This window comes from Deinococcus terrestris, assembly GCF_009377345.1.
Taxonomy (GTDB): domain Bacteria; phylum Deinococcota; class Deinococci; order Deinococcales; family Deinococcaceae; genus Deinococcus; species Deinococcus terrestris.
On record NZ_WBSL01000019.1, the window covers coordinates 1 to 25778 of the forward strand.

A 25778-nucleotide genomic window follows, 5' to 3' on the forward strand; every position below is an offset into this window, starting at 1 on the left:
GACCTTTCGCACCTGGTACAACCACGTCCGGCTGCACTCCGCCTTGGGCTACGCCTGCCCCTGGGCTAGGCTCTTGGAGACGGCGAAGTCTCGCAACGCCGCTTGAAGGATTTTCTGGAGCAGTACCACCACGCTCCTGGCCGGATGAGCTGAAGTTCTTGCGTCGCAATCAGAGTTCGTTCGAGAGCATGTCCAAGTTGGGCATAAGCAGGGATATTCCGGAATTCCGCTTCGGTCGCCCGCCATAGGATGCGGTAATAGTGCCGCTCCCAGCCAGCATCGTGTAGGAGCCGTGTCAGGTGTGTCGCGCCTTCCTGAACGGCCTCTCGGCGGTAGTGGGGATGGATGCTGACGATCCGGCTCAGGCTCCAGATCAGCTCCTGCGGGGTGCAGGCCTCGGCAAACAGCGAAGTGCGGGAATCAGAAGTACCCAGGGAATTTGAAGTCTCTTTTTCAGGTAACGACCACATCAATAGGGGTGAGATTTCAAACTTATCTCCTGTCAGGAGTATTGACTCCCGCACTTCTTGACGCGCCTCCTGTTGGAACTGCCAGGCTGTACGTCCCTTCTTTCGGTCGGCCGTGAGGTCGCGTGGGCAGGCCGGAAGCTCGTGGGCAATCACCCGGGCCCTCATCCCTGGGGCTGGCCGCAAGAGGACTGCGATCCAGGTTCCCGCACAGGCCCGCACCTCGGTGCGTTCCCCAGTCTCGGCGTTCAGGAACGTCGTGGTGGTCCAGGTGCCGCCGCGGTACAGTCTGGGTCCGCCTCTCTCCGCAGTTCGCTCTTGGCCCCCCATGGGGATGGCACCGGAACTCTTGTGGATGAGACCGATGTCCTGCAGTTTTCGGGTGGCCCGTTCACACTGATCGCTCGACAACCGGGTGACGATGGGGAGCAAGTCCAGCACCGTGAAAAAGGTGTAGGTGGTGGTGTGCTCTTGGCTCTGGCCACGGCGCTCAATCAGGGTGTAGGCCGCCTGTGTCAGGGCCCTGAGCACCATCAGGGCGTTATGCCGGGCGTCACGGCGCCTGATGTAGGCCTCGACGATAGGACGCGCCCGTTCTACGGCTTCGGCCGCCCGTGCGGCAGGGGTGCCCGGACGAGGACGTTTGATTCGGTCCAGCGCGGCGTCAAGACACGCGGGGAGGACGGTTTCAGAGGCGAGGCGAGGTGAGTTCCTGAATTGGCCGATGGGCTGGCTCGATTTGGGCTGTGGTTGGTGTTCCGGTAACAATCGGGGGTGTACGTTTGCGCGGAAAGCGGCCTCGAAGGAGCGGTTTTTCTTCTGACTTGATACCTGAGCGTTTACGTTTATCCGCTGCTGGAGAAGTCGCTGCTGCGCTTGCTGCCGCAATAGGACTTCTTCAGGGGTAAACGCTCGGGGTTGAGGGAAAGTCTTGACAGGGGTGGTTCGGGCAGTCATGTCGCTCCACTTGCAACAGCAGGGGACGCCCCGTAGACTGACCGCTGTTTCAGGTGCTGGTCATCTACAGAGTAGGACTGAGCTATCCCGCCGCCAGCGGGATTTTTCAGTGTTGGACTGTGGACTCTCGTGGGTCGTCCTCAGGCAGGTCGGCCTCCAGGGATGGGGCAGCTCCAGTCATGCTCACGCGGAATAGAGGAGTGCCGGAACCACTGTACTGTCCGCTTTTCGGGCTTCCGGACAATCACGCAAGGCTCTGTACTGGGCTTGACGCTGCCCTCCTTGATCGCCCCTTATGCGGCTGGCACGAGTAATTTCAAGTTTCAGCCTTGCCTGGCTTCGGCAGTCAGGTGTCGCAATAACGTCGCATCTTCGGCAGTCAGGTGTCGGTGAAAACGACGGGGCACGGCAGTCAGGTGTCGTGGAAACCACCGAATGTCGGCAGGTAGGTGTCGAAATAACACCTCCTGTTCGGCAGTCAGGTGTCGGTGAAACGCCCGAATATCGTGCGCAAGCGAAAAAGCTTTTCTGTACCGGATCTATCGGCCTGCTTCGGCAATCAGGTGTCGGTAAAACGACTGGGGCCGCCCTGAGAAGGAATTTTTACCGGCCCCGTACGGCAGTCAGGTGTCGGGATTTCAGCGTTCCACTTTCCCGCTGGGTCAGTTCAGCGATGGAGCGTAGAAAAGCTTCGGGCACCTGCAGTTCGACGAAGCTTGCCAGCCAGGTCTCGAAAAATTCTGGCTTGCCCTGCGCCTGATCCATTGCTGCAGCGCTGCGGACTTCGTAGGACCAGCGCTCATGCAGGCCCAGGGTGCCGAGGAGCTCAAGAGCCGCTTCGAAGCGTTCGAAGGCACGGTTCTGGTTCTTGTGTTCCCGCAGATCCAGGACTTCCTGCATCAGGCTCGCGCGCTGGAGTAGGAGTTGTACGGGAATGTAGCGAACCGTTGCCCTGTCGCCTGCCGTCTCCCGCAGCCAGTAGGAGAGTTCGGTCCCGATCTGCTTGGCCCAGAGGTTGGTGGCGGAGTTGGCAGGCAGTTCTACCAGGCCTCGGAAGATCGGCGCGAAGCTGCGTGGGAAGTACTTGGCCCAAGTGCCCAGCACAATGGTCCACGAGCTGGGGATGGACTGGCCTTCGACTTTGCGGGAGCGGCCGCGGGCCATCACCGCCAGGACCCGCTGCCGGGTACCCTCGTCGTCGTCAGGCCCGGCGTCGGGCAGGGTCAGCCACAGGCGCTCCAGATGGAAGAGGCTATCGGTACACCGCAGCAGATCTTTGGGACGGACACTGCCATTCGGATGCGGCTTGAGACCCAGGGCCTTGGCCAGTTCCCCCGGCTTGATGGTGATGGGGGTGAACAAGTCATCTTGCTCGTGCTCGAGGGCCTTGGCGGTAAGCAGCCGCCAGACGTCCGAGGTGCGGGGGTCGAGGGTCATGAGCTGCTGGCGCAGGGCGTCTTTTCCCGCGTTCTCCTCGAAGTAATTCAAGACGAGGCCGTTCTCGAAGGCTTCGTGATACTGGAGGGTCATGTCGTCCCAGCCGTCAGGCCCACGGGTCGCCCGGTCGATCATGACGGCGGGCTTGTTGCCCATGGTGATCAGGTAGGGCTGGCTCTCAGCAGCGGGGAGAGTGACGGCATCCGGGGCCACTACAGTTGGGAAGTGTCCGGCGGCCACCCCGGCGCGCAGCACCCACTGCCAGACCTTCGAGGGGAGGCGGTAATGCTCCCGGAGGGGCACAACATAGAGGATGCGTTCGCGCCAAAGTTGCTTGTCCGTGCTGTTCCCCGCCCGGACGCGACTGGTCTTGAGCAGGGACGCCACGGTCTCGGGGTCTACTTGCTCACCATGCTGCTCGACCCAGTGTACGGCTGCCCAGCCTTGGTACAGAGCCTTGAGTTGCTCGAAGGCGGGTCCGCGCGTCGGTAGGGGGTCCGGGAGCTGAGCCTCATCCCCGAAGCGGCGGGACAGCTCCGCCACGAAACGGGCCATCTCCGTGGCGGGAGGAAGTTTCTGCCGGGGCATGGGACCATTTTAGGGAAGGGGGAAGATCGGATTTGAGCAACAGTGTCGGAGCGTGAGCCTATACCGTATTCCTGTGCCTCTGGACCATGACGTCACCAGTATTCATGACAACCTCCTGACCTACACCCAGCAAGAGCATTCGGTGCCGGCCCAATCTTCTCGGGAGGGGTCGTAGGTGATCCTCGGCATGATCTGATTCTCTCCGCTGTGCTGCTCTGGACGGGGGCGAGTATGAATTGGGACGTCGCCTCGTGACTGGGTATGGGACTTCTCCTGGTTGTCCTTGTCGTTATGTTGCGCGCCAGCTGGCGTGACGTGCGGGCACCTGGCCTCGACATGGTTGCAGCCCTGCGGAGTCGGGGGGGAGCTGAGGTACCTGTTCTCCAGCAATTGCAGGTATTTCCCCTCTCCGCCCTGACGGAAGTTGACACTATGCTGAGCCAGCGCATTGCCGCAGTAGAAACGGGAATGATTTTCCTGATCGGCGGCCTGAAGACGGCTGGAGTACTTGGAACCCTAGCCGTGATGCTGGGGACTTGGAGCGCTTTGACAGCGATATTTGATGGATTAAAGCCCTACAGCTATCTGTTCGCTGGAGTGGTGGCTGGCGTGCTGATTGCTGGTGAGCGCTTGGAAACGGGGTTACAGCAGGTGCGGCGCAATAGGGACATGGTGAGCCGCGCTATCGCAGTGTGCAAGGCGGAATAGGGGATAGTTACTCTCCTGTTGCAATGAGCATGCAGGGACGCTCAATGAGATCGGGGCGTCCGTTCTGGAGGCAGCCGAGCATGGTGTGGAGGAGGGGTTGCCGGGGGCACTGTTGCTCGCCGTACCGCCAGGGCCGGCGCATCAGGGCGTAGAGATGGTCCTCAGCGAAATGGCTGGTGAGGAAGACGCCAAGGTCGTAGAGGCGGTTGAGCAGTGGCTCTGCAGGGACGGGGACACCCCGAAGCACTTGATCGAGCTCGCTGGTACGTAAGCGGAGAAGCCGCTGGACCGTCACCGGCTCGATGGGAGTGGGGCGTAGGTAGGTGGCTGGCTGTTGGTGCAGCAGATAGGGCAGCAGGGGCCGGTAGCGGTGTCGGGCTGGAACAACAGCTAGGGTTCTCGCTGGGAGCTGTGCGCCGGGCTTTTCCAGGAGGGAGGGGAGGTCCAGTTGGACTCCTCCGGGCCAGATGAGGTGCTGGCCCCCCGGGCCGACCTGCACCCGAGCGAACAGGGTCGTCAGCCGTAGGGTGCGGTGCGTCTCGATGTCCAACAGAGGTTGGAGGTCCAGACGATAGGTCTGTTCATGGCCGAGGGTCACCCAGAGCTGGTGGACGCCGGGTTCCACTAAGACCTCGGTGATCCCGCCCAAAGCGGAGGTTTGTGTCGCGGCCTCTACCGGGATGCTGCACCTCACCTTTGCTCCTCGGGAGCGAGCGTCCACGTCCATCCGCCACCCGCTGCGTGGGGGTAGAGGGTCGCTTCCACCTGTGCGAGCGCGCCGTCCAAGATGGCAGCAAGGGGTGTGGGCCAGATTGTCGCCGTGCGCCGGGAGGGACTGTGCCACTGCCAGTGCAGCAGTTGGATGAGGCCGCTTCCGCAGAGGCCCAGGGCCTGCCGGAGGGCCAGTGCGAGGTCAAGCAGGCGCCTATGGAGGAGCGGTAGGTGAACGGCATATCGCGCTTGGAGGGCGGCAAGAACGGTGCTGTCAATGCCGTAGGTCCGGAGTATCTGGTCTGGGGTGGCGGGGAGATCAGGCAGCGTGGGCAGGCACGCTTTCATCGGGCGGTAAAAGGCGGCTGCATTGGTGCTGAGAACGACACGCAGGTGGCCCAAGTAGATCTGTGTAAGGGGGTCGTCGCAAAGATCACCGGGCTTGAAGGGCGGCGTATCCAAGTGGAGGCGCGGCTGTTCGTCTTGCCAGAGCGTTTCAACGAGAAGGGCGTAGTCCCCGTCTAGGAGCAGCCACCACCGGCAGTGCGCTTCGGGGACGACCCGCTGGAGGCGCCAGGGAGGAGGAGGCAGGAACGAGGGACCATGGGACATCGGGCGGAATGTATCAAATCAGATGACATCTGATTTGAAGTAGCGAAGAAGTGAAGGGAGCGGGAAGCCTGACGGGATGTCTGTGAAACGCCGCTCCTCTGCCCTCTCGATCCAAGAGGTGCAGTACCTAGAACGACTGGGGGCTCATATCCGCGCCTTGCGGCAGGCTCATGAGCTAGGGCTGGACGAGCTGGCCGACCGCGCGGGCCTGCACCGCACACACCTGTGGAAGATCGAGAAGGGCCAGTTGAATGCAGGCGCGATCAGCTACGTGCGCTTGGCCAGCCAGCTTGGAGTAGCGCCCGGGGAGCTGTTCCCCGCGTTCCCGCTACCGCCGGATCAGGCGCAGCGTGAGCCGTCTTAAATTGCATTCGGGGGAGCAGGGACCTAAAGTGCCAAACCTTATATGCCGCTGTCCGTCCTTACCATGCCCGAATCCGTACCCTACTTTCAGATCATTGATGAGGCGGGCCATCCTGTCCACGAAGCGGATCTGTTCCTGCGGGACACCTGCGCCCGTCTCGGGCTGTTGACCACCCAACGCAGCTACGCCTTTGCCCTCCTGGACTGGCTCCAATTCCTGCATGGGCGGCGCAGAAAAGTGAACGAGGTAAGCCGCCAGGACGTGGTGGACTACCTCCTGGAATTGAGAACCAAGGCTAACCCCCAACGGGCTCGCCGCTCTGCGGCGGCGCCCCGGCCGGGCAGCATCAACGCCGTCACCGGCAAGAGTACGCTGCGCCCGGGGTATGCTCCAGCCACGATCAAGCAGCGGCTCACGGTGGTGGGCCTGTTCTACGACGTCCTGGAGAGCGCGGCTCTGGGCCCTCCCCAGCATCCGCTGGGCCGGATAAAACCTGGGGTGATCGCCTCCGACCCCAAGTCTTACCACTACCACCAAGTCCGGGCGTTTCGTCAACGCGTGCCGCAGCGCACAGCCCACGCCCTGCCCGCCGATCTGCTGCAGCGCTTTCGGGATGTTCCCAGTTCAGCCCGGGACCGGGCATTGATTGAGGCGCTGTTTTGCACGGCAGGTCGCGCCATGGAAGTGCTCGCCATGACGGTCGGCGACATTCAATGGGAAGCGCGTAAGGTCATGCTGACGACGAAAGGGCAAGCCTTTAAGACAGCGGTGGCCGTATCCAGTCGCTTACTGGTTCTGCTCAGGGACTATCTGGCGGAAAGACCAGGCCCTGCCGCGCCGGGCGATCCCCTCTGGCTGATGGAGCGGGGAAAGGTGCGCCCTATGACCTATACCGCTCTGCGGGCTGTCTTGCGACGCCTGAACACGGAATTCGGCAGCAACGTCACGGCCCACGATTTCAGGGCGACCAGCGCCACAGCACTGGCTAGTAGTGCCGATCTGCCCCTGTTGGCGGTGAAGCGGCACCTGCGGCACCGGGACTTGCTCTCCACGCAACGCTATCTGGGGGTTGATGGCATCTATGACGCCGCGAGGATCAGCGCCCGAATCGACTCTTTTGCAGAGTTAGATGATGTAGATGTGGCCGAGGGATACGACGCCGAGGCCTTTAACAGAGTGTTTGGCAGTGGAACGCAATGACTGAATTGATGAATGTGGCCCCGGACGCCACGCCGGATGAACTGCGGCGTCTGGCGACCGAGGTGGGGCGCTTGCGGGGCTACACGCCATTCTCCATGAAAAAGCACCGTCTTGGAGTGGGTTATCTGCTGGACTGGTTGATGACGTTTGATGGGGTCACTTGGCAGGAACGTTGGGAGCAAGCGGAAGCGCAAATGCTCAGCGAGGGTCAGGGAGCATCCGCGGAAACGAAATTTCAGCACGAGGCTATGCGTCTGGCGCTGCCAACTCTGACCTGCTTGAGAGTCATTCGCCCTTCTTACCCATGGCTGGACACCTTCAAAAGCAACGGCATGGCCAGATGTCTAGCGGCCACTACGGATGCTGAGGCTTTCGATCTGGTGGCACAGGCAGCGAGAGCTCGCGTCTATGCGGGCTGGAGGGCTGTGGACAGCCAGAACTGCTTGGCTCTATTGCTCATGCACACGGGTAAACGTTTGCGAACCCTCACGACAGCCGACCTGCTTGCCTTCGATCAGGCACGGCTTCAGGGAATGTTCAGCAACATCGGCTTGCTCAGCCTGTACCAGTTGTTGGTCGACCTTGAGGTGGTGGAGGACACACCCCTGGCGTACTCCTGGAACGCTCACCTGAAGCCGCTCGCAATTCGGACCATGCTCATTGAGGAAGGCTTGGATGAACCAAAAATCCTGTCGGTGTTTGAGGCCTACTTTGCAGAACGGCAGCTTACCCTGGCGCCAGATTCGGTGATGCGGGAATGTCGCTTCCTCATCCGGCGTTTCTGGAAGCAAATCCCTGAGACGGAACGTCAACAAAGTGGTTTCAATCTGTCGTTTCAGACTGCGCAACAGCTTAAGGCCAGCTTAAGAATTCACCCCAGAACAGGTCGTCAAACGAACCCAAAGCGGAGCTTTCATGCCATCAGTGCGTTGTACGCCTTCCTTAATAGGAAGGCCGCTGAAAATCCTAGTCAATGGAGAGAATTTGCTGCTGAAAGCCCCATTTCGAGTAATGAATCCCGTCGCGCCAAATTAATTCAGGATGTGGCGCTAGACAAAATGCAGCAGCACACCTTGTCGCTCCTGCCTCATTTGACCCAGATAAGGCGGCTTTTGAAGGAGAACTATGAGCACGCCCAGGAATTGCTCACGCATACCTTACAAAGCGAAGGGGGCGAGGTATTTCAAGTGGGTGGAGTTACGTACATGAAGCTTCAATCAGAGGATGTCACTAGGAGAAAGCAAGCACAAGAACATTTGCGCGACACAATAAAACGCGCAGACTCTAAAGGCAGGGGCCACTTCCAGATCCGCAACCGTGAGGAGCAGGCATTCTGGATGTGGGCTTCCGTCGAGATTCTTATTCGAACCGGGTTGCGTCCCGTAGAGTTATTCAAGCTTAAGCGAACCGACCTGATTAACAGGAGGAGTGCAACGGGTATGCGCGTTGCATCCCTTAGAATTGCGGCGAGCAAGACAATTCTACCACGGATTATCGACCTTTCGCCTGAAGCTTTTTCTTTTATATGCAGAATAATTGATAGAGTACAGGCGAATCACGATACCTATCCGGTGGTGGACCGATATGACTGTGTGTCGAAATCATTTGAACTCTCACAACCCTTCCTGCTGCAACTTCAATACAGCGCACGAAGACAGGCTTTTCGGGGGCGCGAAATCCAATATAGTCTTCACCGATTTTTTAAAAAAATGCATTCAGACGGAAAGCTGGCAGAGGGTGTGTTTCTTGGTCTAAAAGACTGCCGTCGCATTTTTGCCACCCGGCTGTATCAAAAAAACGTTCCCATTCTAGCAATTTCATATGCCCTAGGACATGCAGATGTTAAAACAACAATGCATTACATAGCTTACCAGGGTGATGATCTACATATGCATCTAGATAATTTGTGGGAATCAATATAATTTTGCATTCATCTCCATAAACAGTACATTTATAAAATGCTTTTTATGGATGCCCTGCTTCCATAACAGATTAATCGGTTCGCAATCATTAACGCTAGCAGATCGCCTATATGTAAAACTGATTAGCAGCGTAGAGGTTGGGGAACGCTCTTTCCCTCTTAAGTAGTGCAGATATCCTTAATTATCTGCACTAAGAGCTATAGACCAGCTTTGCACGCCCTAGACGACATTTTCCTGCAATCAGGTCCGGTTATGCCTCAGTCACTCTCGGAAATAGCCACCCTTCAGTTTGACCCTAAAGCCGCTGGCCCCAGTCAGAACTCAAAAGCCTTGTGGAGGGTTGAGAGCGATCGGCAGTCATTAGCCATGCGGCGTGTATGGTCATCAGGGGCTGGATGTCGACCTCCCACATTCCACACTACCGCTCCAGTCACGTTCTCTGAACACATGTTCAGAGATAAGGACAAGCGCCCTCGCCCCCGTGACTAGCATGGCCACGTGCCTCATCCCGCCTTCCTTATCCTCAGTCTCCTCGCCCTCGTCGGCGCTGGCACCTATGTGGCCACCGAGCTGCGCTGGCGCTCCCCGACGTACTGCATCGAGCGGCGCGGGCAAGTTTGGAACGGTGAGGCTGGAGCGCTCCCCACGGACTACCGCCCACAGTGCCCCGCGTCCTCCTCCTACCGCGCGGAAGTGCGCCGCGGCGACACACGTGTCGAGCAATACGTCACCTCTGGCTGGCACCCCGAAGCGCTCGCCGAACAGTTCAAAGCCCAGGGATTTCGTGAGCTCGATGCCGAGCTGATTACCCCCGGACTGTACGAGGTCATTCTCGAGAAGTCGAACGGCAAGGTCTACTATCTGGCCGCGCGCCAGGGCGACGTTACCGAGATCACCATCAACGGCCAACGCTGAAGGAGCTTCCATGAACCACCGTCTGACCGCCGCTCTGCTGCTCATCTCCCTAAGTGCCTGCGCTCCCGAGGCAGACTCCAGTCAGGCCAATCGCACTACGGCCCAGCCGGTGACCACCTCCGCCGGCGTCCGCATCGAGGGGGCTGAGCTTCGCGAAGGCCTGCCCGGTGCAGAGGACGGTGTCCTCTACCTCACCCTGACAAACACGGGACAGGCGCAGGTACGGCTGCTGGGCGGGCGGACCCCCCTGGCCCGGGAGATCGTGCCCATGCAGCACCACGGCACTGGCGGCACGCTGGAACCCATCCTCGCACCCGGTGAGGCCCTGGTGTTCAAGCCAGGCGGCAATCACCTGATGCTGGTGGGCCTGAGCCGTCTCCCGAAGGTCGGCGAACAGGTCAACGTCACCCTGAATTTTGCTCCAGGCGGCGAGATTACTCTCAACGTCCCCGTCAACCCCTATTGATCCAGCCGCTCCCCTATCGCCGGGGGAGCGGCCCAGACGACCCCATTCAAGCCTTTCTGGGCAAACGCCTCGCGCGACCCGCACCTCGTCCCTGTCTCCAGAGGCCACCGCGAGGTACCATCATTGCCTCACCAGTGAATCCCGCTAGGGACCCAGAACGGGGCTCACGCATCCGCCCCGCCGAGCGCCCACCCCATGGTCAAGAGCGCCTCCAGGACCCCGTGGGGCGGGTGCCTTCAGAGCAGGTAGCGACGCGCCGCCTGCGCCAGATTGAGCAGGGTGACCAGGGCCACGAACGCTTCGTTCTGATTGGTGCGGCCCGTGAGGCCGTGCGCCGCATGGTCCCGCCAGTACTTGATGAGTGCCAAAGAGCTTTGCAGCTCCATCTTCTGACCCTCCTTGAGCCTGCCCAGCACGGCCGTCTCCGCGCGGCCCCGGCCGCCAGCAGACATCATCTCCCGCAGGGCCTTGTCCTCATCCCCGAGTTGCCGGGCGTAGGCCGTGAACAGGATGGTTTCGGCACAGGCACCCGCCATGGCGCAGCAGGCCACGAAGTTGCCGTGCCGAAAACAGCTCAAGGCCTCCTGACTCCGGACCGCATAGAACTCGCCATACACGACGTCAAACTCAGCCAGCAGCTTTCCAAACTCCCCATACCGGCGGGGATTCATGGCCAACTCCTTGCTGGCCAGCCACTCCCGACCAAAGTCCGTCAAGCTGAAACCATACACGTCGGGCTGCGTCCGCTGCTCGAGGCGCGTATTGCCTGGAACAACAACCCCACTGCTGACCAAAGCCCAGGCCACCTCGATGAAGGGGGCAAGATTCTCGCCGTACTCATGGTTGACATACGTCATTCCACCTGGATTTTCTGGAGGCTCAGGTGTGTTCTCGGTCAGGTACGCGTAGGCGACGTCATACACGTACAGGTCGTAAGGCCGTCCCTCCTGGAACCCGAGCCCGCTCGGAAGACGTGACTTCTTCCCGGCCCGAAGGTAGTCCACGGTAAAGTCGAACGCCTCATCGTAAGAGGCTGGGGGAAGACGCCGAGTCACCCTCATCCCTCCAGTTTGACGTGGATTTCGTGGATCGGGCCGGGGCGCTGGGGGTCACGCGCGGCCAAGGCCGTACACAGTCCCTCCCGCTCGGGCTTGGATCCGTCGGCACCCCCTTCCACCTCGACGTGTGAGCAATCATTCAGGTATAGTAGAGGCATGACCTCCTCGGACCGGAGTGTGCCCCGCTCCCACCTCGAATACTTCGTGGACGGGATGGACTGCGCGAGCTGCGTGCAGAAAGTCGAGCGCATGATCGAGCGCCTGCCCGGCGCCGACGACGTGAAAACCAGCTTCAGCAAGCAGACCCTGGTCCTCTCGCTCGACGAGACGCAGACGCCCCGGACCACCCTGGAGGGCAACCTCACGGCTCTGGGGTACACGCCCTCTCTGCTGGGTGGGATACCAACGCCGGCCCCAGCACACGACCAGGGTGAGGCCGCAGACCACGGCCACACCCATGACGCCCCGAAGCCCGGTCAGCCCTGGTACGCCACCGCACAGGGCAAGCTCGTTGTCATGTCCGGCGCCCTGCTTGCCCTGGCATGGCTGCTGAGCTTCACCCTGCCCGAGTTCGCCACCTGGGGCTTCGTCGCCGCCACCCTGCTGGGTGTCTGGCCACTCGCCAAGAAGGCCGTCGCCAGCGCCCGCTTCGGAGACCCCTTCAGCATCAACACGTTGGTCAGCCTCGCGGCCATCGGTGCCGTCCTGATCGGTGAAGCGGCCGAGGGGGCCGTGGTCGTGTTCTTCTTCGCGGTCGGGGAACTCCTGGAAGGCATTGCCGCCGGACGGGCACGGGCAGGCATCCAGGCCCTCGCGGCCCTGGCCCCCAAGACGGCCCTGCTGGTCGAAGGCCCGGGAATCCGCGAGGTGCCCGCCGACGCCCTCCAGGTTGGGCAGAAGGTGCAGGTCAATCCTGGGGCTCGGGTGCCCGCGGACGGCACGATCCTAAGTGGGACGTCCAGTCTCGACGACAGCCCGGTCACCGGCGAGAGCGTGCCCGTCGTGAAAAGCCCTGGGAACACGGTCTACGCGGGAAGCATCAACACGGACGGCGTTCTCACCGTGCGGGTGGACAAAGCGGCCCATGACAACACCATCGCCCGCATCATCCACATGGTCGAAGAAGCGGAAGGCAGCAAGGCACCGACCGCGCGCTTCATCGACCGCTTCAGCCGCTTCTACACCCCTGGCGTGGTGGCCGTCTCGGCCCTGGTGACCCTCCTTCCCCCGCTGCTGTTCGGGGGGGAATGGCACGACTGGCTCTACAAGGGCATCAGCCTGCTGCTGATCGGGTGCCCCTGCGCGCTGGTGCTCAGCGTTCCCGCAGCCATCACCAGCGGCATCAGCGCGGGCGCGCGGCGCGGCCTGCTGATCAAGGGCGGCGCGGCGCTGGAGAGCATCGGTTCGGTCAAAACCGTCGCCTTCGACAAGACCGGGACGCTCACCGCTGGCAAGCCGCGTGTGACGGACGTGGTGAGCCGAACGCTCCACCAGAACGAAGTGCTGCGCCTCGCTGCTGCCGTGGAGTCGGGCAGCAGCCACCCGCTGGCCAAGGCCATCACGGACGCCGCGCGCCACTCCAGGCTGGAAGTCCCCATGGCCCGGGACGCGCAGGCCGTTCCCGGCAAGGCCGTCACTGCCACCGTCGAGGGCCGGACACTGATGGTCAGTTCCCCCCGGCACGCCGCTACGCTCACCACGCTGCCCCCTGAGCTGAGCACCGCCACCGAAGCCTTCGAGAAGCAGGGCCGCACCGCCGTGGTGCTACTCGACGACTCCGGCCCCCTCGGGGTCATCGCCATTCGCGACGAACCGCGCCCCGACGCCCGCGAGGCCATCGCGGGACTCCGGGCCCTGGGCGTGAACACGGTGATGCTCACCGGCGACAATGCCCGGACGGGGGCGGCCATCGCCGGGGACCTGGGGATGGACGTGCAGGCCGAACTCCTGCCTGAGGACAAGCTGCGCGTGATCGCCGCCCTGAAAGCGCAGGGCGGTGTGGCGATGGTTGGGGACGGCATCAACGACGCGCCCGCTCTCGCCCAGTCGGACGTCGGCATCGCGATGGGGGGCGGCACGGACGTGGCCCTGGAAACGGCGGACGCGGCCCTCCTGCAAGAACGGGTGACCGGCGTGACGGACCTGGTCGGCCTCTCGCGGGCCACCATGAACAACATCAAGGTGAACATCGCCTTCGCGCTGGGACTCAAGGCGATTTTCCTCGTCACCACCCTGCTGGGGTATACCAACCTCTGGATGGCGATTCTGGCCGACACGGGAGCCACCGCCCTGGTCACCGCCAACGCCCTGAGGCTGCTGCGCTGGAAGGGCAGCCGCCCCGCGGCCACCCGCGCCGCGCCGCCCGCACCCACCCCCAGCCGCGCCTGAGCCCCTCCCCAGGACCACCCATGCCCGAGATCACCCTCTACACCGTTCCCAACTGCGCGGACTGCGAAGCCATCAAGCGCCTGCTCACGCACCAGAGGGCCCCCTACACCGAGAAGAACGTGCGGGGCGACCCGGAAGCGCTCGCCGAGATGCAGGCCAAAGCGGACGTCCGCATTGCCCCCGTCACCGTGATTGGCGAGCAGGTTCTGTATGGCCCTTTCGACGAGCAGCGCCCCCGGATTCTGGCTGCCCTGGAGCGTGTGTTCCCTTGAGTCCCTGCTCCTTCCCGATCCCCCTGCTGATTCGCATACAGTCTGCCGTCCATCATCCCCGCCGAGGTCTCCAGTGAGGTCGCGTCTGTGGCTCCTCACGGCCATCACGGCCCTGCTGGTGCTCGAAGGCCTGCTCAAGGCCTGGGCCACCCAGCACCTGACTCCCGGCGTGGACCGCCCCCTGCTCCCCGGCCTGCTGCACCTGGGCTTCACCCTCAATCCCGGCATGGCCTGGGGTCTGCTGGGCGGCTTCACGGCTCCCCTGGCCCTCCTGCGCCTGACTGCGGGCGTGGTCATCCTGGCCGCCCTGCTGTCAGGGCGCGTTCCTGCCGCACGGACCTGGCCGCTCGGATTGCTTGCGGCGGGGGCACTCGGGAACGCCGTGGACGGCCTCGCGCGCGGCGCGGTCGTCGACTATCTGACCTCCCCCTTGCTGGACCTCGCTGCGCGGGCGCTCACCGGTCGTCCCTTTCCCATCTTCAACCTGTCGGACATCCTCGTCTGCACCGGCGTCGCCTGGCTGCTCTTCCAGTCCTGGCAGGAGCAGCGCCGATTGCCGGGCACGGACCCTTCCCCCCGACCGTTCCTCAAGGAGAACCCATGAACCGATTGATCGTGCTGACCCTGCCCTTCCTGCTCGCCGCCTGCACCCACAAGGGTGGAGAGATCGAGGGCGTGAAGTCCTTCAAGAACACCGGCGGGGCCCACCAGGAAGGCCGCATCGCCTACGAGCAGACACCTCCTGCGGGTGGCCCCCACAATCCCTCCTGGCAAAACTGCGGCGTCTACGACCGCCCGCTCTACGACGAGTACGCGGTCCACAGCCTGGAACACGGGGCGGTCTGGGTGACGTACCGGCAGGATCTCCCGACCAGTCAGGTGCTGCAACTCAAGGAACTGGTGCAGGGACGGCCCTACACCCTGCTGTCCCCGCATGAGACACAGGAGGCTCCGGTCGTGGTCAGTGCCTGGAACAAGCAGCTCGCCGTGGAGAACGCCGGGGACTCCCGTATCCAGGACTTCATTCAGATGTATGCCCAGGGCGGTGAAGCGCCGGAAATCGGGGCCTCGTGCAGCGGCGCGTACAACGGCACCGTTTGATGGCCCCCTGGGCGGCGGGCCTGCTCAGTCTGGCGCTGCTGAGCGGCGGACTGGCCGTCGCCTGGCCCCGCCCACCCGCTGAGGGCAGCCCAGACGTCACCTTTGCCCGGGACATGAGCGCGCACCACGCCCAGGCCGTCGACCTGAGCGTCACGATGTTCAAGCGCGCGGCGGACCCAGCCGTGAAGCTGCTCGCCCAGGACATCCTGCTGACGCAACAGGCGCAGATCGGGCAGATGGGCGGGTGGCTGATGGCCTGGGGACGCCCCCTGGCCGGCCGAGAGGCTCCCATGGCGGGGATGGACCCGGCGCATATGGGGCTGGCCTCGGCGAAGGACATGCGGGACATGGAGACCCTCCCGGTTCGCACCGCGCAGACCCGCTACCTGGTGCTGATGCGGCGGCACCATCAGGGCGGGGTCACCATGGCGAACTCGGCCCTGGCACAGGTGGAGCGGCCGGAGGTCCGGGCCTTCGCCGAGCGGGTCGTGGCCGCCCAGACTTCGGAAATCCAGGCCATCGACGCCCTGCTCACGAAGCTGATGGGCCAGTCCCAACCCGAGGTGGACGGCATGCACCATGAGTGAACACGGCCACAGCCACGGCGCGAACGCGAACGCGCGGCAACTCGGCATCGCCCTGACGTTGACCGGGACCTTCCTCGTCGTCGAAGTCATCTACGGCTTTCTTTCCGGCAGCCTGGCCCTGCTGTCCGACGCCGGGCACATGCTGACCGACGTGATGGCGCTGGCCCTGTCTCTGTTCGCCATCCGGATCGGGCAGCGGGCGGCCGACCGCAAACGCACCTTCGGGTACCGCCGGACGGAGATCCTGGCCGCCGCTGTGAATGCGGGCGTGCTCTTCGCCATCGGTCTGTACATCCTGTTCGAGGCTTACGGGCGGCTGAGAGAGCCGGTCGACGTGGAGACCACGCCCATGCTGATCGTGGCGGTGTTGGGCCTGCTGGTCAACGTCGTGAGCGCCCGCATCCTGGTGGGCGGCAGCCAGAACAGCCTGAACATGAAATCCGCCTACCTGGAAGTCATGGGAGACCTGCTGGGATCGGTGGCGGTCATCGCCGGAGCGCTGATTATCCGCTTCACGGGCCTGACCTGGGTGGACCCGGTGCTGGGCGCCCTGATCGGGCTCTGGGTGTTGCCGCGCACCTGGACGCTGCTGAAGGCCAGCGTGAACGTCCTGATGGAGGGCGTACCCGAAGGCGTGGACCTGGACACCCTGCGCGCCGAACTCACGGCCCTGCCAGGCGTCGAGGACGTTCATGACCTGCACGTGTGGAGCATCACCAGCGGCGAGAACAGCCTGACGGCACACCTGACAGTGAAGCAGGCCCCGCCCGGGCTGCTCGCCAGCGTTCAGGCGGTCGCGGCCAGGCACGGCATCGGCCACGCCACCGTTCAACTCGAAGTGCCCGGCGCCCATGCGGGCGAGAAAGGACATCTGCACCCATGAGTGACCCTTCTTCCTCTGCTGCACCCCTCCAGGCCCCTGCCGGGCGTCCCGCCTGGCAGTCCATGCTGTGGGCCCTGCTGGCGGTCACCCTGCTGCTGGGAGGTGTCTGGGCCTACGCCCGCATGAAAAGTCCCTTCCCGTTCTACGGCACAGTGTTCAACGTGGAGGAGGCCGCACCGGCCCTGGTGGGCACCGGGGAGGATGGGCGACCCTTCGCCCTGAGTGACCTGCGTGGACAGGCGGTCGCGGTGTTTTTCGGCTTCCTGCACTGCCCCAATATCTGTCCGACCACCCTGGCTTCACTGGAGCGGGTCCGTCAGGCCCTTCCGGAAAAGGACCAGGCCAACTTCCGCACGGTGCTCGTGACCCTCGACCCCGCTCGGGACACGGTCGGCAAGCTGCGGGAGTATGTGACCTACTTCAGCCCGTCCGCCAAAGGCGTGTTCATTCCGGAACCGGGGCTGGCCGCCGCGGCCGCCGCCTGGGGCGTGGGGTACCAGAAGGCCGACATCGAGAACGAGCTGACCTACCAGATCAACCACACCACTGGGGTCTACCTGATCGACCGGGAGGGGCGGCGGCGGGTGGTCTGGGATTACACCCAGCTCACGCGGGTAGACCGGGTAGCGGCGGATATCCGAGAAGTGATGCAGTAACGGTGCGGGTGCCCACCCTGCGCTATGGTCAGGATGTGAGAACCGCTTCTCAAGATGACGTGTGCGAGATTCCCTGCGTTCACCCTGAGGCGGTCGTCCGGGTGCGCGCCGCCTTACCTGACGCGGGAGGGGTCGAGGACGCCACTGCGCTGCTGAAGGTCATCGCCGATCCGACTCGTTTTCGCATTCTCAGCGCCCTGAACGTAGAGGAACTGTGCGTGTGTGACCTGGCAGCGGTGGTCGGCATCAGCGAGAGTGCGGCCAGCCATCAGTTGCGCTTGCTGCGCGCTCACCGGCTGGTCACCTTCCGCAAGGAGGGACGCATCGCCTACTACCGTCTGCTCGACCAGCACATCAACGGCTTAATCGGCAGCGCCGTGGACCACGTGCGCGAGCCAAACCTGCGTTGATCGTACTGACCGCGCTGCCGGGGCCGCTGGTCGGGGGAATTGTTCGGCACCCGAGCGCTCCAGAACCCTCTGAAAAGGGCTGGTCCCGAGTGGCCGATATACAGCCGCACTTCCTCACCGGGCGAGGCCCCGCCCACTTACTGGGTGAGCCACTCAAGGTGCTCCCCTGACCCCTTCGATCGGCGCCAGCTGCCAGCCACGGAGGGAACCTTGTCCAGTCCCACCCCCGTCACCTGTGATGATCAATGTGAGCCGGAACGGGCGAGGTCCGTTGTGTTCCGAGGGAGCTTCTGGATCGCCCGCTCCGCCTGGCCGGGGACGGCCTGTTGTTCCCGCGTTCAAGGCAGGCGCATCCCTGGAGGCCGGCAGCATCACGTTGGACTTGGCTGAGCTGAACAGCAGCGGCCTTCTGACTGCCCACGCTGAGGCTTGGGCAGCCCGAGAGCAGAGGCCTCTCCCGTGCTGGTACAGACCCGGCACGTTCAGTAGAGAAACCGAGGCAACAACTCAATCGGCGGTTGACCTCACGGCCTGACCAGCCTCGCTATGACCCTGGTCCCGGCGCTGATACTCCTGCGTCCACGCGTCGATCAGGTAGAACAGTTGAATTTCCAGCTGGGAAAAGGGACCGCGCACCACTTCCAGTTGCGCACCGGTGCGGTCCACGTCCTTTAAGTCGTTCTGGTCGTACCAGACAGTGTCGATCAGGGCATGACCTCTTTTCAGTGCGTCCAGTTCCCGTCCGTCGCCCTCACGGTACGGTGACCGGTAGGCGTACTGGCTGTATACGGGCAGGCCGTACGCCTGGATCAGCGCCGCTTTGACGGTCTCGTACGCACTCAGGAGGTGGGCTTCTGCCGGTCGGACGCGGGCATCCACGCCCACGAGGCGCCCAAGGACGTTGTATTTCAGGGTGACACGGGCCGGTTCACCGTGCAGCGACCCTTGGTAGAGGCCGTCACCGTACGCCCCTTCCCGAATGAATTGGAACCCGCGTTGCAGCATGCTGCGGTGCGCGTCGGCGCGGTGGCTCTGCCAGGGTAGATCCTGGAATTGAAAGGGAGCGGCCTGAGCCCCCCAGGGGTCGACCAGGAGCCAGGCGGCCAGGAGCAGAGCCGGGGAAATGAGCCGCATGACCGTACTTTACTCGTGGGGTGGGGGTTGATCTGGATCGCAATAGTCGATGGTGGAGGCGCTGAACTTACCCGTGACCACTTCCCGCTTAAAGGGGTAGCCGATGCGGACGCCTTCTGCCGCGCATTCGATGGTGAACTGCTGACCTTGACGCACGGGCGTGTCACCAATCACCAGCGGCCGCTTCGCTTCATAGATGGCGCAGTAAGGGGTGCAGAAGTAGTGGCCGAACGGCGTTCCGTTCGAATTCCGGGCGGCGGCGGCACCGCCGGTGTCCAGGGCGTAACGAATGTCGTCCCACAGGGCGACGCTCGCGGCGGGATCAGGATCAAGGGCCCACATCTCCTCGATGACGCGCCGGGCGTCCGGGTTGCGACGCAGACGTTGGACCTGCACGGGGTCCGTCATGGCCCACGGGTCAAAGCCGGGTTCGCCCGGCAGGGGGGTGCGGCGCCGGGTCCCGCTCCTTTTCCGGGCGTGGCGGCCACCTTCGGTGAGCAGCGCGGGGAAACTCAGGAGCTGACCGACGCGGTACAGCTCTTCCAGGGCCCGCTTGGCATGGTCCTCCACTTGTTCATGCAGGGCCAGGGAAGCGTCGGGCGCGTACATACTGGCGGCGTAGCTGGCCGTGGCGAGTGCCTGCGCAAAGTGACCCCGCAACTGGTTGAGTTTTGCGGTGTCGGCCGGGGGCGTGCCCTGCTCCAGGTTGTGCATCGCCGCTTCCGCGTGCAGCCGCATGGCCTTGAGTGCGGCGATCATGGCGTCCAGATGAGGCCTGGGGCAGGGTTCCACAGGCGCCCAGGCAGGCAATGGGGCGGGCAGGATGTCGGCGGGCAGGTCGAATTGGGGGTCGTGTTCCGCCTGACTGGCGTACGCCAGCCAGCGCTGCACTTCCGTGTAGTACCCCTCCACCTGACCGAACGTCACGGGGGGAACGAATCCGGCGGTGCCGGGGTCCGCCTGTTCGTCCGCTTCGAGCATCTTGTCGCCGAGGGTCTGGAGGGTAAAGGCGTTCCAGGCACAGGCAAGGGCGAGGCCCATGTGGCGCGGCAGAGCGAAGGGGCTGGTGCCACTGAGGGTCAGGTCGAAGCGTCGCCGTTCGCCCGCGTCGAGCAGAGAGTGGACCTGCGCGCCAGCCCGGCGGTAGGCGTACAGCGTCTCAGCGTGGCGTTCGCCGCGTGTAAACGCGCGTACGCGGGTCCAAACTCCTGGAGTGTCCATCACCGTCACGTTACGGCAGTGGTCGCGTGGGCGTTCCAGCAGATGGGGAACAGGGTTGTCGTCTTACTTTTCCTGTGCAAATATGAACATATGCTCATAGATAGGAGAAACTTATGGTGATGACAGAACATGGACCAAATGCGGCCCTGCTGACGTACTTCGTCGCTTATCTCGTCATCGTCTTCGGGTGGCGTTCCATGACCGTCTGGCGCGCGACGGGCATCAACCCGTATGTCCTGCCCCGCGACGACTCCGCCCCAGGCTACATAGGCCGCGCCATGCGGAGCGTGCTGCTGGCGCTGCTGCTCGTGACCCTGGGCCTGACGCTCCAGCCCTCCCTCGCGGCCGCGCTTGGACCGGTACAGTTCCTGCAGCAGGCCTGGACCGGCGCACTGGGCTGGGTGCTCCTGCTGGGCTCCCTGGTCTGGATCACGGCCGCACAGATCAGCATGGGGCCGTCCTGGCGCGTCGGCATTGACCCAGGCACCCCCGCCGCACTGGTGCAGCGGGGGCTTTTCCGCGTGTCCCGTAACCCTATTTTCCTGGGCATGCGTCTTACCCTGCTGGGCCTCTTGCTGGTTGAACCCAATGCCGTGACCGTCGCCGCACTGGTGGCCGGTGAACTGTTGATGCAGGTGCAAGTCCGGTTGGAAGAAGCACACCTCGAAACCGTGCACGGCGAGACCTACCGTCTGTACCGCCAGCAGGTGCGCCGCTGGCTGTGAGCACGCCTGCCATGGAGACGGGCTTCACTGCCACCTCGCCGGAACGTTCTCTCCCCTGGCTGTGCCCTCACCCAGGGTCCTCATGCAGCCCTTTTGCCGCTGCATCCCTGCCCGGAGTGCCCTGATCAGCCTAAAGGACGCCCTGCAGGGCATACCCTCCAGTTGGAGCGCAACACCCCTTTGCGTGAGCGCGCAGCGGCAACGGCTCCTGACCAACCACGACCTCAAGCCGTGCCCAACTCCGTACGCCCGGCCCGCCGGCGGAGCCCCGTGGTCTGACCGCGTTTCTTATCTGCATGGTTGTTCATTCATCAAACATAAAGATGGCCTTGATACGGTGCGGCCTGTCATGCGTTTTCTTGCGACCATGCTTCTGACGCTGGCCGGGGGGGTATCGGCCGCGACCATTCCGGTACTGCGCGGCGACACCCTCACCCGGTTGGCTGTCCGTCACGGCACCACTGTCTCCGCACTGGTCCAGGCGAATCCCGGTGTCCGCCCGAACGCCCTGCGGATTGGCCAGCGGCTGACCCTCCCCGCTTCAAGCCCTGGTCAAGGAAAAACGGCGACGCTCCGGACAGCCTCGTTGCGCGTGACACCCATCCTCCCGGTTCAGGGCCGCGTCACCACGTCGTTCGGCACCGCTCACCCGGGCCTGGACCTCGCTGCTCCAGCCGGAACGCCTATCCGGGCGACGCTGTCAGGAACAGTCACGGAGTCCCGATTCGACGCGCGGTCTGGCTGGGGGTGGACCATCGTCATCAATCACGGGGGCGGCTTGAAGAGCCGGTACAGCCACAACAGCCTCAATCTTGCCCGTGTGGGCCACTGGGTCAACGCCGGACAGGTCATCGCTCGTGTGGGCAGCACCGGCAAAAGCACTGGCGCTCACGTGGATTTCCGCGTGTACCGTTCCGGAGTCGCCGTCAGCCCCTTCGCTTTTCAGTAACGTCTCCACCGACACACGCGGCCCTGTTCCCAAGCACCGGCGACAGCAGCGCCGGTAGGCCGCTTCCTGCGTCCGCTGGACAGACGCCTGCAGCGCAGAGCCTGAGGGCACGCCGTCCAAGCCAGTAAGATACCTGCACATGGTTTCAGGAATGCAGATGACTCACACCTGGCGTCAGTTCATGCCGTACGTGGCATGGCTGCAAGCCCTGATCGCCACCACCGGCAGTCTGTATTTCAGTGAGGTCATGCATCTGCCGCCCTGCACGCTGTGCTGGTATCAGCGGATCATGATGTACCCGCTGGTCTTCGTGCTCGCCGTGAGCCTACTGACACAAGACCGCCGCGTGCGCGCCTACGCCCTGCCCCTCAGCGTGACGGGCCTGCTGATTGCCATCTACCACAACCTGCTGTACTACGGCGTCATTCCCGAGGGCCTGACCCAGTGTGCCGCCGGCGTGTCCTGCACCGCGCGGCAGATCGAGTGGTTGGGGTTCGTCACCATCCCGCTGCTGAGCCTGACCGCCTTCAGCATCATCACCCTCAGCCTCCTGTTCACGAAAGTCCGAGGTGCCCAGTGACCAGCCCACGCAACACCGTCCTCCTGCTTCTCGCCCTCGGCAGCCTCGCCGTCCTCGCCACACTGCTGGTGCTGGGTGCCGCGAACCGCGAGGCACCTCAGAGCCGCCTCACTCCCGTCCAGGCCAGCGAACGTCTGGTTCGGACCGATAGCCCCACCCTTGGCCCTGCCGATGCCCCGGTCACGGTCGTGGAGTTCTTCGACCCCGAGTGTGAGTCCTGCCGGGCCATCGAACCCGACCTGATGCGGCTGCTCAGCAAATACCAGGGTCAGGTCCGGCTGGTGGCCCGCTACTTCCCACTGCACGCGAATTCTCTGCTCGCGGCCGGCACCATCGAAGCGGCGGCACAACAGGGTGAGGAGAAGCGCTGGCGCATGCGCGAGTACCTGTTCGACAAGCAACCCGAGTGGGGCGAGCAGCAGACCTCCCAAAAGGACAAGTTTCTTGGGTACGCCCAGGACATGGGCCTCGATCTGGGTCCAGTCGAAGCCACACTCGGGTCCACCGCTGTGCGCGACCTGGTCGAACGCGACCGTCAGGACGGCGAGGCGCTCGGGGTCACGGGCACGCCGACCTTCTTCGTGAATGGTCAACCGCTCACGCAGTTGAGTGTCACCGCGCTTGAAGAGGCCATTCAGGAGGCGTTGAACCCCTGAGCCAAGCGGCCTGGCTGCTCAGGGGAGGGGCACTCAACCCAGGAGGGTCTGGGCCAGGAGATACACATTGAGGCCGATGATCAGTGCGGCGATCAGCCATCCCGTGACGGTGACGAGACGGGTGTTGACCAAAGTCCCCATGATGTCGCGCCGGGCCGTGAAGATCAGCAGCGGCACCAGGGCAAAGGGAATGCCGAATGAGAGCACGACCTGTGAGAGCACCAGCGTGTCGGTGGGGTTGAGACCAGCCAGGATCACCGCGAAGGCAGGGAGCATGGTGATCAGCCGCCTCAGGAGCAACGGAATTCGGAAGCCCACGAAGCCCTGCATCACGACCTGCCCGGCCATCGTGCCCACCGCCGAGCTGGACAGCCCTGAGGAGAGAAGCGCGAGCGCGAACGCGGCAGCTGCTGCCCCGCCCAGCAGGGGCGTCAGGGTCTGGTACGCCACCGTCAGGTCGGCCACTTCCGCTTTGCCCGAGAAGTGGAAGGCGGCGGCGGCCGAGGCCAGCATGCTCATGTTGATCAGCGCCGCGATGGTCATGGCCAGGACGACATCGAACTGGTTGTAACGCAGCAGGCGCCGTTTTTGCTCCTCTGTTCCGGTCGGAATGCGGTTCTGGGTCAGGGCGCTGTGCAGGTAGATCACGTGCGGCATCACCGTCGCGCCGATAATTCCCACCGCCAGGTACAGACTGTCTGGACCGGAGAAGCGCGGCACGAATCCGCCTAGGGCTTCCAACCCGGGACGGCTGAAAATCACCTGCACGACGTAGGCGAGCGCGATCACGGCGACGAAGGCGGTGATGGCGATCTCGATGGGCCGGAAGCCGCGGTGTTGCAGGGCCAGAATCGTGAAGGTAATGACGCCCGTGATCACCGCGCCCCACAGCAGGGGCAGGCTGAACAGCAGGGAAAAGGCCAGCGCGGCACCCAGGAACTCTGCGAGGTCCGTCGCCATTGCCACGAGTTCCGCTTGCACCCAGTAAAACCACACCAGTGGACGGGGCCAGCGGTCGCGGACATGCTCGGGCAGGTTTTTCCCGGTGACGATGCCGAGTTTGGACGAGAGGGTCTGAATCAGCATCGCCATCAGGCTGGCCGAGAGCACCACCCACAGCAGCAGGTACCCGAACTGCGCGCCGCCCTGGATGTTGGTGGCGAAGTTTCCAGGATCCATGTACGCGACCGACGCGACGAAGGCCGGCCCCAGGAAGGGCATCACCCGCGCCACTCCCCGCCGGTTCGAGCGCCGGTCCAGAATGGCGACCGCCCGGGCATTCATCCGCTCGTCGAAGCTCGGGGCGGCGCGGCTCATGCCGTTACCCCCTCGGCGACCCGCACCCGTCCGGCGACGGGGAGGGCGAGGGTGAGGAGCGCGCCTCCAATGTCCAGGTGCAGGGTGCCCAGGGCCGGATCAAGCTGCAGCACCTGCACCTCCACGCCGGGTGTCAGGCCCACGTCCATCAGGGCACGGAGAATGGTGGAGTCTTCCGGTACCCGGGTGACCCACACCCGCTCCCCCGGCTGCACGCCACTGAGGGGTCGCTCGTCGAGAACAGGCAGCTCTCCGTCGGGGCCAGGGATGGGATCGCCGTGCGGGTCGAAGTCGGGATGTCCCAGCCAGGCCGCGATGCGGGCCTCAAAGTTCTCACTGATGACGTGCTCCAAGCGCTCAGCCTCGTCGTGGACTTCGTCGAGGGGATAGCCCAGCGCCCGGTGCAGGTAGAGCTCCAGGAGTCGGTGATGACGTACCACCTCCAGCGCGACCTTCTCGCCGGCGGGAGTGAGGCTGGCCCCCCGGTAGGCGGCGTGATCGACCAGCCCCAGTTGGGTAAGTTTGCGGAGCATGCCGGTGATGCTGGCCGGCGTGACGTGCAGGGCGTCAGCGAGTGCCTGCGTGCCGACGCTGCCCTCCTTGCCCAGGAGGTATAGCTGCTTGAGGTAGTCCTCCATCGCGTGGGAGAGAGTTCGTTCTGTCATGGCCTATTATTTAGGCATGCCTAAATCCAGGTCAAGGGCTTACATAAAATCGCCCCTAGGGGTGGACCGCAGAGGACAGCCAGGCCAGAGGAAACCCTGATTGAGTGCTGCTGGACTCTGATCAGGGCGGTGTCCAGTCCTACGGCCCCCTGCGGTGTTGGCGTGCTCGTCTCCTGCGTCCAGTGAACGAACGACCGGCTACGAGCAGGTCGGTATGGCCGGAATCACTGCGGCCAGTGCGCTTGGTTCAATCCCTTTTCTTCCAGGTTCACGCAGGATCCTGTGGGTGGTCCCGGACGCCATTTTCCTCGCCGCTTCGCCACTTGCTGAGGCGTGCGCCGGGAGGTCTGCTGCGGGAGTCAAATCAGGCCAGAGGCCCGTCAGTCGGTCCCGAAACCCTGCGAGCCTGAACAACCGCTCAACCAACTCCCGTTTTGCCTGAGGAGTCGGTAGCCCACCATAGGCCATGGTGCGACGGACGTTTGGGGTCATCTCAGACTAGAACTCCGTTGACAAAGTCAGCCGGTCCAGCGGGTTGGACTCCCGCAGGTTCAGGCGGCCCACCAGGTGGGTCGTGTCCCCGACTACGATCAATGCGGCGGGGCCGCTACGTTCCCGCCGCATTGACCGCGACCGGCCATCCCTTCCACGGCGATGACGCTGGTGTGGGCAGTAGCCACCGCCCGGGGGATCACCTCCGCCTGGTTGTGGCAAGTTGTTGGCGCGCAGGAACCAGAGGGGCCCTGGAAGGCAGGTGGCCTGAAGTTCAGGCCACCTGCCACACGATCTCTTGCCACGTTCTGAAGGCGACCTGCTGATGGTGACGGCG

Annotated in this window: 28 protein-coding genes; 19 read left to right on the forward strand and 9 right to left on the reverse strand. The window is 63.6% G+C overall.

Annotated features, from left to right (window positions below):
* Positions 1–65 precede the first annotated feature (65 nt).
* Together F8S09_RS16460 and F8S09_RS16465 are read right to left on the reverse strand one after the other, a co-directional pair.
* Complete coding sequence (locus F8S09_RS16460) at positions 66–1424, reverse strand: hypothetical protein (RefSeq protein WP_152872560.1); 1359 nt, start codon at positions 1422–1424, stop codon at positions 66–68.
* A gap of 603 nt (positions 1425–2027) precedes the next feature.
* Positions 2028–3449, reverse strand: coding sequence for a hypothetical protein (locus F8S09_RS16465; protein ID WP_104992276.1), 1422 nt, complete (start codon positions 3447–3449; stop codon positions 2028–2030).
* 291 nt (positions 3450–3740) lie between these two features.
* On the opposite strand from F8S09_RS16465, the gene F8S09_RS16470 reads away from it, so the two are divergent.
* Positions 3741–4157 (forward strand): hypothetical protein, encoded by a 417-nt coding sequence (locus tag F8S09_RS16470; protein ID WP_152872561.1) that lies wholly within the window; start codon positions 3741–3743, stop codon positions 4155–4157.
* 7 nt (positions 4158–4164) lie between these two features.
* On the opposite strand, the gene F8S09_RS18370 is transcribed toward F8S09_RS16470, so the two are convergent.
* The gene (locus F8S09_RS18370; protein ID WP_104992275.1) at positions 4165–4884 is read right to left on the reverse strand and encodes a DUF2442 domain-containing protein; all 720 of its coding nucleotides are present in this window, start codon (positions 4882–4884) and stop codon (positions 4165–4167) included.
* A gap of 215 nt (positions 4885–5099) precedes the next feature.
* On the opposite strand from F8S09_RS18370, the gene F8S09_RS16480 reads away from it, so the two are divergent.
* The 6 genes from F8S09_RS16480 to F8S09_RS16505 all read left to right on the forward strand — a co-directional run bounded on the left by F8S09_RS16480 (position 5100) and on the right by F8S09_RS16505 (position 10347).
* Positions 5100–5393: a hypothetical protein gene (locus F8S09_RS16480; protein ID WP_152872562.1), complete on the forward strand. Its 294-nt coding sequence runs from the start codon at positions 5100–5102 to the stop codon at positions 5391–5393.
* 163 nt (positions 5394–5556) lie between these two features.
* Positions 5557–5844: a helix-turn-helix domain-containing protein gene (locus F8S09_RS16485; RefSeq protein WP_152872563.1), complete on the forward strand. Its 288-nt coding sequence runs from the start codon at positions 5557–5559 to the stop codon at positions 5842–5844.
* 42 nt (positions 5845–5886) lie between these two features.
* A complete protein-coding gene (locus F8S09_RS16490; RefSeq protein WP_152872564.1) occupies positions 5887–7044 on the forward strand; it encodes a tyrosine-type recombinase/integrase in 1158 nt (385 codons plus the stop codon).
* A complete protein-coding gene (locus F8S09_RS16495) occupies positions 7041–8966 on the forward strand; it encodes a site-specific integrase (RefSeq protein WP_152872565.1) in 1926 nt (641 codons plus the stop codon). Before F8S09_RS16490 ends, F8S09_RS16495 begins: the two co-directional genes overlap by 4 nt.
* 498 nt (positions 8967–9464) lie before the next feature.
* Positions 9465–9881: a hypothetical protein gene (locus tag F8S09_RS16500; protein WP_104992270.1), complete on the forward strand. Its 417-nt coding sequence runs from the start codon at positions 9465–9467 to the stop codon at positions 9879–9881.
* A gap of 10 nt (positions 9882–9891) precedes the next feature.
* Complete coding sequence (locus F8S09_RS16505; RefSeq protein ID WP_104992269.1) at positions 9892–10347, forward strand: copper chaperone PCu(A)C; 456 nt, start codon at positions 9892–9894, stop codon at positions 10345–10347.
* Positions 10348–10583: 236 nt separating this feature from the next.
* Here F8S09_RS16505 and F8S09_RS16510 read toward each other — a convergent pair whose 3' ends face one another.
* Complete coding sequence (locus F8S09_RS16510; RefSeq protein WP_152872566.1) at positions 10584–11351, reverse strand: hypothetical protein; 768 nt, start codon at positions 11349–11351, stop codon at positions 10584–10586.
* A 210-nt stretch (positions 11352–11561) separates the two neighbouring features.
* Between F8S09_RS16510 and F8S09_RS16515 the strand changes: the two genes are divergently transcribed.
* From F8S09_RS16515 to F8S09_RS16550, 8 genes are all read left to right on the forward strand, one after another.
* The gene (locus tag F8S09_RS16515; protein WP_152872567.1) at positions 11562–13793 is read left to right on the forward strand and encodes a heavy metal translocating P-type ATPase; all 2232 of its coding nucleotides are present in this window, start codon (positions 11562–11564) and stop codon (positions 13791–13793) included.
* A 20-nt stretch (positions 13794–13813) separates the two neighbouring features.
* Positions 13814–14065, forward strand: a complete 252-nt coding sequence (locus tag F8S09_RS16520) for a glutaredoxin family protein (protein ID WP_104992266.1) — start codon at positions 13814–13816, stop codon at positions 14063–14065.
* A gap of 73 nt (positions 14066–14138) precedes the next feature.
* Positions 14139–14669: a signal peptidase II gene (locus F8S09_RS16525; RefSeq protein ID WP_322618886.1), complete on the forward strand. Its 531-nt coding sequence runs from the start codon at positions 14139–14141 to the stop codon at positions 14667–14669.
* Positions 14666–15166 carry a DUF3105 domain-containing protein gene (locus tag F8S09_RS16530; RefSeq protein ID WP_152872569.1) on the forward strand — a complete coding sequence of 167 codons (501 nt, stop codon included), beginning with the start codon at positions 14666–14668 and terminating at the stop codon, positions 15164–15166. Before F8S09_RS16525 ends, F8S09_RS16530 begins: the two co-directional genes overlap by 4 nt.
* Positions 15166–15753, forward strand: a complete 588-nt coding sequence (locus F8S09_RS16535; protein WP_152872573.1) for a DUF305 domain-containing protein — start codon at positions 15166–15168, stop codon at positions 15751–15753. Before F8S09_RS16530 ends, F8S09_RS16535 begins: the two co-directional genes overlap by 1 nt.
* Positions 15746–16636 carry a cation diffusion facilitator family transporter gene (locus F8S09_RS16540; RefSeq protein ID WP_152872570.1) on the forward strand — a complete coding sequence of 297 codons (891 nt, stop codon included), beginning with the start codon at positions 15746–15748 and terminating at the stop codon, positions 16634–16636. The genes F8S09_RS16535 and F8S09_RS16540 overlap by 8 nt, the downstream gene beginning before the upstream one ends.
* The gene (locus F8S09_RS16545) at positions 16633–17292 is read left to right on the forward strand and encodes an SCO family protein (RefSeq protein ID WP_104992262.1); all 660 of its coding nucleotides are present in this window, start codon (positions 16633–16635) and stop codon (positions 17290–17292) included. Before F8S09_RS16540 ends, F8S09_RS16545 begins: the two co-directional genes overlap by 4 nt.
* Positions 17293–17327: 35 nt before the next feature.
* A complete protein-coding gene (locus F8S09_RS16550; protein WP_234009239.1) occupies positions 17328–17702 on the forward strand; it encodes an ArsR/SmtB family transcription factor in 375 nt (124 codons plus the stop codon).
* Between the two features lie 507 nt (positions 17703–18209).
* Here F8S09_RS16550 and F8S09_RS16555 read toward each other — a convergent pair.
* Together F8S09_RS16555 and F8S09_RS16560 are read right to left on the reverse strand one after the other, a co-directional pair.
* The gene (locus F8S09_RS16555) at positions 18210–18836 is read right to left on the reverse strand and encodes a hypothetical protein (protein WP_104992261.1); all 627 of its coding nucleotides are present in this window, start codon (positions 18834–18836) and stop codon (positions 18210–18212) included.
* Between the two features lie 9 nt (positions 18837–18845).
* A complete protein-coding gene (locus F8S09_RS16560) occupies positions 18846–20057 on the reverse strand; it encodes a hypothetical protein (protein ID WP_104992260.1) in 1212 nt (403 codons plus the stop codon).
* Positions 20058–20170: 113 nt separating this feature from the next.
* On the opposite strand from F8S09_RS16560, the gene F8S09_RS16565 reads away from it, so the two are divergent.
* The 4 genes from F8S09_RS16565 to F8S09_RS16580 all read left to right on the forward strand — a co-directional run bounded on the left by F8S09_RS16565 (position 20171) and on the right by F8S09_RS16580 (position 22967).
* Positions 20171–20782 carry a methyltransferase family protein gene (locus F8S09_RS16565; protein ID WP_227978760.1) on the forward strand — a complete coding sequence of 204 codons (612 nt, stop codon included), beginning with the start codon at positions 20171–20173 and terminating at the stop codon, positions 20780–20782.
* A gap of 367 nt (positions 20783–21149) precedes the next feature.
* A complete protein-coding gene (locus tag F8S09_RS16570) occupies positions 21150–21731 on the forward strand; it encodes a M23 family metallopeptidase (protein WP_227978761.1) in 582 nt (193 codons plus the stop codon).
* Positions 21732–21888: 157 nt separating this feature from the next.
* On the forward strand, positions 21889–22311 hold the full coding sequence (locus tag F8S09_RS16575) for a disulfide oxidoreductase (RefSeq protein WP_227978762.1): 423 nt from the start codon (positions 21889–21891) through the stop codon (positions 22309–22311).
* The gene (locus F8S09_RS16580) at positions 22308–22967 is read left to right on the forward strand and encodes a DsbA family protein (protein WP_104992251.1); all 660 of its coding nucleotides are present in this window, start codon (positions 22308–22310) and stop codon (positions 22965–22967) included. The genes F8S09_RS16575 and F8S09_RS16580 overlap by 4 nt, the downstream gene beginning before the upstream one ends.
* A gap of 33 nt (positions 22968–23000) precedes the next feature.
* Here the strand turns inward: F8S09_RS16580 and F8S09_RS16585 are convergent, their stop codons facing one another.
* The 3 genes from F8S09_RS16585 to F8S09_RS18230 form a co-directional block, all read right to left on the reverse strand.
* Complete coding sequence (locus tag F8S09_RS16585) at positions 23001–24284, reverse strand: Nramp family divalent metal transporter (RefSeq protein WP_304529218.1); 1284 nt, start codon at positions 24282–24284, stop codon at positions 23001–23003.
* A complete protein-coding gene (locus tag F8S09_RS16590) occupies positions 24281–24949 on the reverse strand; it encodes a metal-dependent transcriptional regulator (protein ID WP_152872572.1) in 669 nt (222 codons plus the stop codon). The genes F8S09_RS16585 and F8S09_RS16590 overlap by 4 nt, the downstream gene beginning before the upstream one ends.
* A 498-nt stretch (positions 24950–25447) precedes the next feature.
* The gene (locus tag F8S09_RS18230; RefSeq protein WP_265469108.1) at positions 25448–25573 is read right to left on the reverse strand and encodes a hypothetical protein; all 126 of its coding nucleotides are present in this window, start codon (positions 25571–25573) and stop codon (positions 25448–25450) included.
* Positions 25574–25778 lie beyond the last annotated feature (205 nt).

What these genes read in the sequence shown, in the direction of transcription:
- F8S09_RS16460 (WP_152872560.1), bottom strand. Translation starts at nt 1,424, where the DNA reads ATGACTGCCCGAACCACCCCTGTCAAGACTTTCCCTCAACCCCGAGCG.
- F8S09_RS16465 (WP_104992276.1), bottom strand. Translation starts at nt 3,449, where the DNA reads ATGCCCCGGCAGAAACTTCCTCCCGCCACGGAGATGGCCCGTTTCGTG.
- F8S09_RS16470 (WP_152872561.1), top strand. Translation starts at nt 3,741, where the DNA reads ATGTTGCGCGCCAGCTGGCGTGACGTGCGGGCACCTGGCCTCGACATG.
- F8S09_RS18370 (WP_104992275.1), bottom strand. Translation starts at nt 4,884, where the DNA reads ATGGACGTGGACGCTCGCTCCCGAGGAGCAAAGGTGAGGTGCAGCATC.
- F8S09_RS16485 (WP_152872563.1), top strand. Translation starts at nt 5,557, where the DNA reads ATGTCTGTGAAACGCCGCTCCTCTGCCCTCTCGATCCAAGAGGTGCAG.
- F8S09_RS16490 (WP_152872564.1), top strand. Translation starts at nt 5,887, where the DNA reads ATGCCGCTGTCCGTCCTTACCATGCCCGAATCCGTACCCTACTTTCAG.
- F8S09_RS16495 (WP_152872565.1), top strand. Translation starts at nt 7,041, where the DNA reads ATGACTGAATTGATGAATGTGGCCCCGGACGCCACGCCGGATGAACTG.
- F8S09_RS16505 (WP_104992269.1), top strand. Translation starts at nt 9,892, where the DNA reads ATGAACCACCGTCTGACCGCCGCTCTGCTGCTCATCTCCCTAAGTGCC.
- F8S09_RS16515 (WP_152872567.1), top strand. Translation starts at nt 11,562, where the DNA reads ATGACCTCCTCGGACCGGAGTGTGCCCCGCTCCCACCTCGAATACTTC.
- F8S09_RS16520 (WP_104992266.1), top strand. Translation starts at nt 13,814, where the DNA reads ATGCCCGAGATCACCCTCTACACCGTTCCCAACTGCGCGGACTGCGAA.
- F8S09_RS16530 (WP_152872569.1), top strand. Translation starts at nt 14,666, where the DNA reads ATGAACCGATTGATCGTGCTGACCCTGCCCTTCCTGCTCGCCGCCTGC.
- F8S09_RS16535 (WP_152872573.1), top strand. Translation starts at nt 15,166, where the DNA reads ATGGCCCCCTGGGCGGCGGGCCTGCTCAGTCTGGCGCTGCTGAGCGGC.
- F8S09_RS16540 (WP_152872570.1), top strand. Translation starts at nt 15,746, where the DNA reads ATGAGTGAACACGGCCACAGCCACGGCGCGAACGCGAACGCGCGGCAA.
- F8S09_RS16545 (WP_104992262.1), top strand. Translation starts at nt 16,633, where the DNA reads ATGAGTGACCCTTCTTCCTCTGCTGCACCCCTCCAGGCCCCTGCCGGG.
- F8S09_RS16555 (WP_104992261.1), bottom strand. Translation starts at nt 18,836, where the DNA reads ATGCGGCTCATTTCCCCGGCTCTGCTCCTGGCCGCCTGGCTCCTGGTC.
- F8S09_RS16560 (WP_104992260.1), bottom strand. Translation starts at nt 20,057, where the DNA reads ATGGACACTCCAGGAGTTTGGACCCGCGTACGCGCGTTTACACGCGGC.
- F8S09_RS16565 (WP_227978760.1), top strand. Translation starts at nt 20,171, where the DNA reads ATGGTGATGACAGAACATGGACCAAATGCGGCCCTGCTGACGTACTTC.
- F8S09_RS16570 (WP_227978761.1), top strand. Translation starts at nt 21,150, where the DNA reads ATGCTTCTGACGCTGGCCGGGGGGGTATCGGCCGCGACCATTCCGGTA.
- F8S09_RS16575 (WP_227978762.1), top strand. Translation starts at nt 21,889, where the DNA reads ATGACTCACACCTGGCGTCAGTTCATGCCGTACGTGGCATGGCTGCAA.
- F8S09_RS16585 (WP_304529218.1), bottom strand. Translation starts at nt 24,284, where the DNA reads ATGAGCCGCGCCGCCCCGAGCTTCGACGAGCGGATGAATGCCCGGGCG.
- F8S09_RS16590 (WP_152872572.1), bottom strand. Translation starts at nt 24,949, where the DNA reads ATGACAGAACGAACTCTCTCCCACGCGATGGAGGACTACCTCAAGCAG.
- F8S09_RS18230 (WP_265469108.1), bottom strand. Translation starts at nt 25,573, where the DNA reads ATGCGGCGGGAACGTAGCGGCCCCGCCGCATTGATCGTAGTCGGGGAC.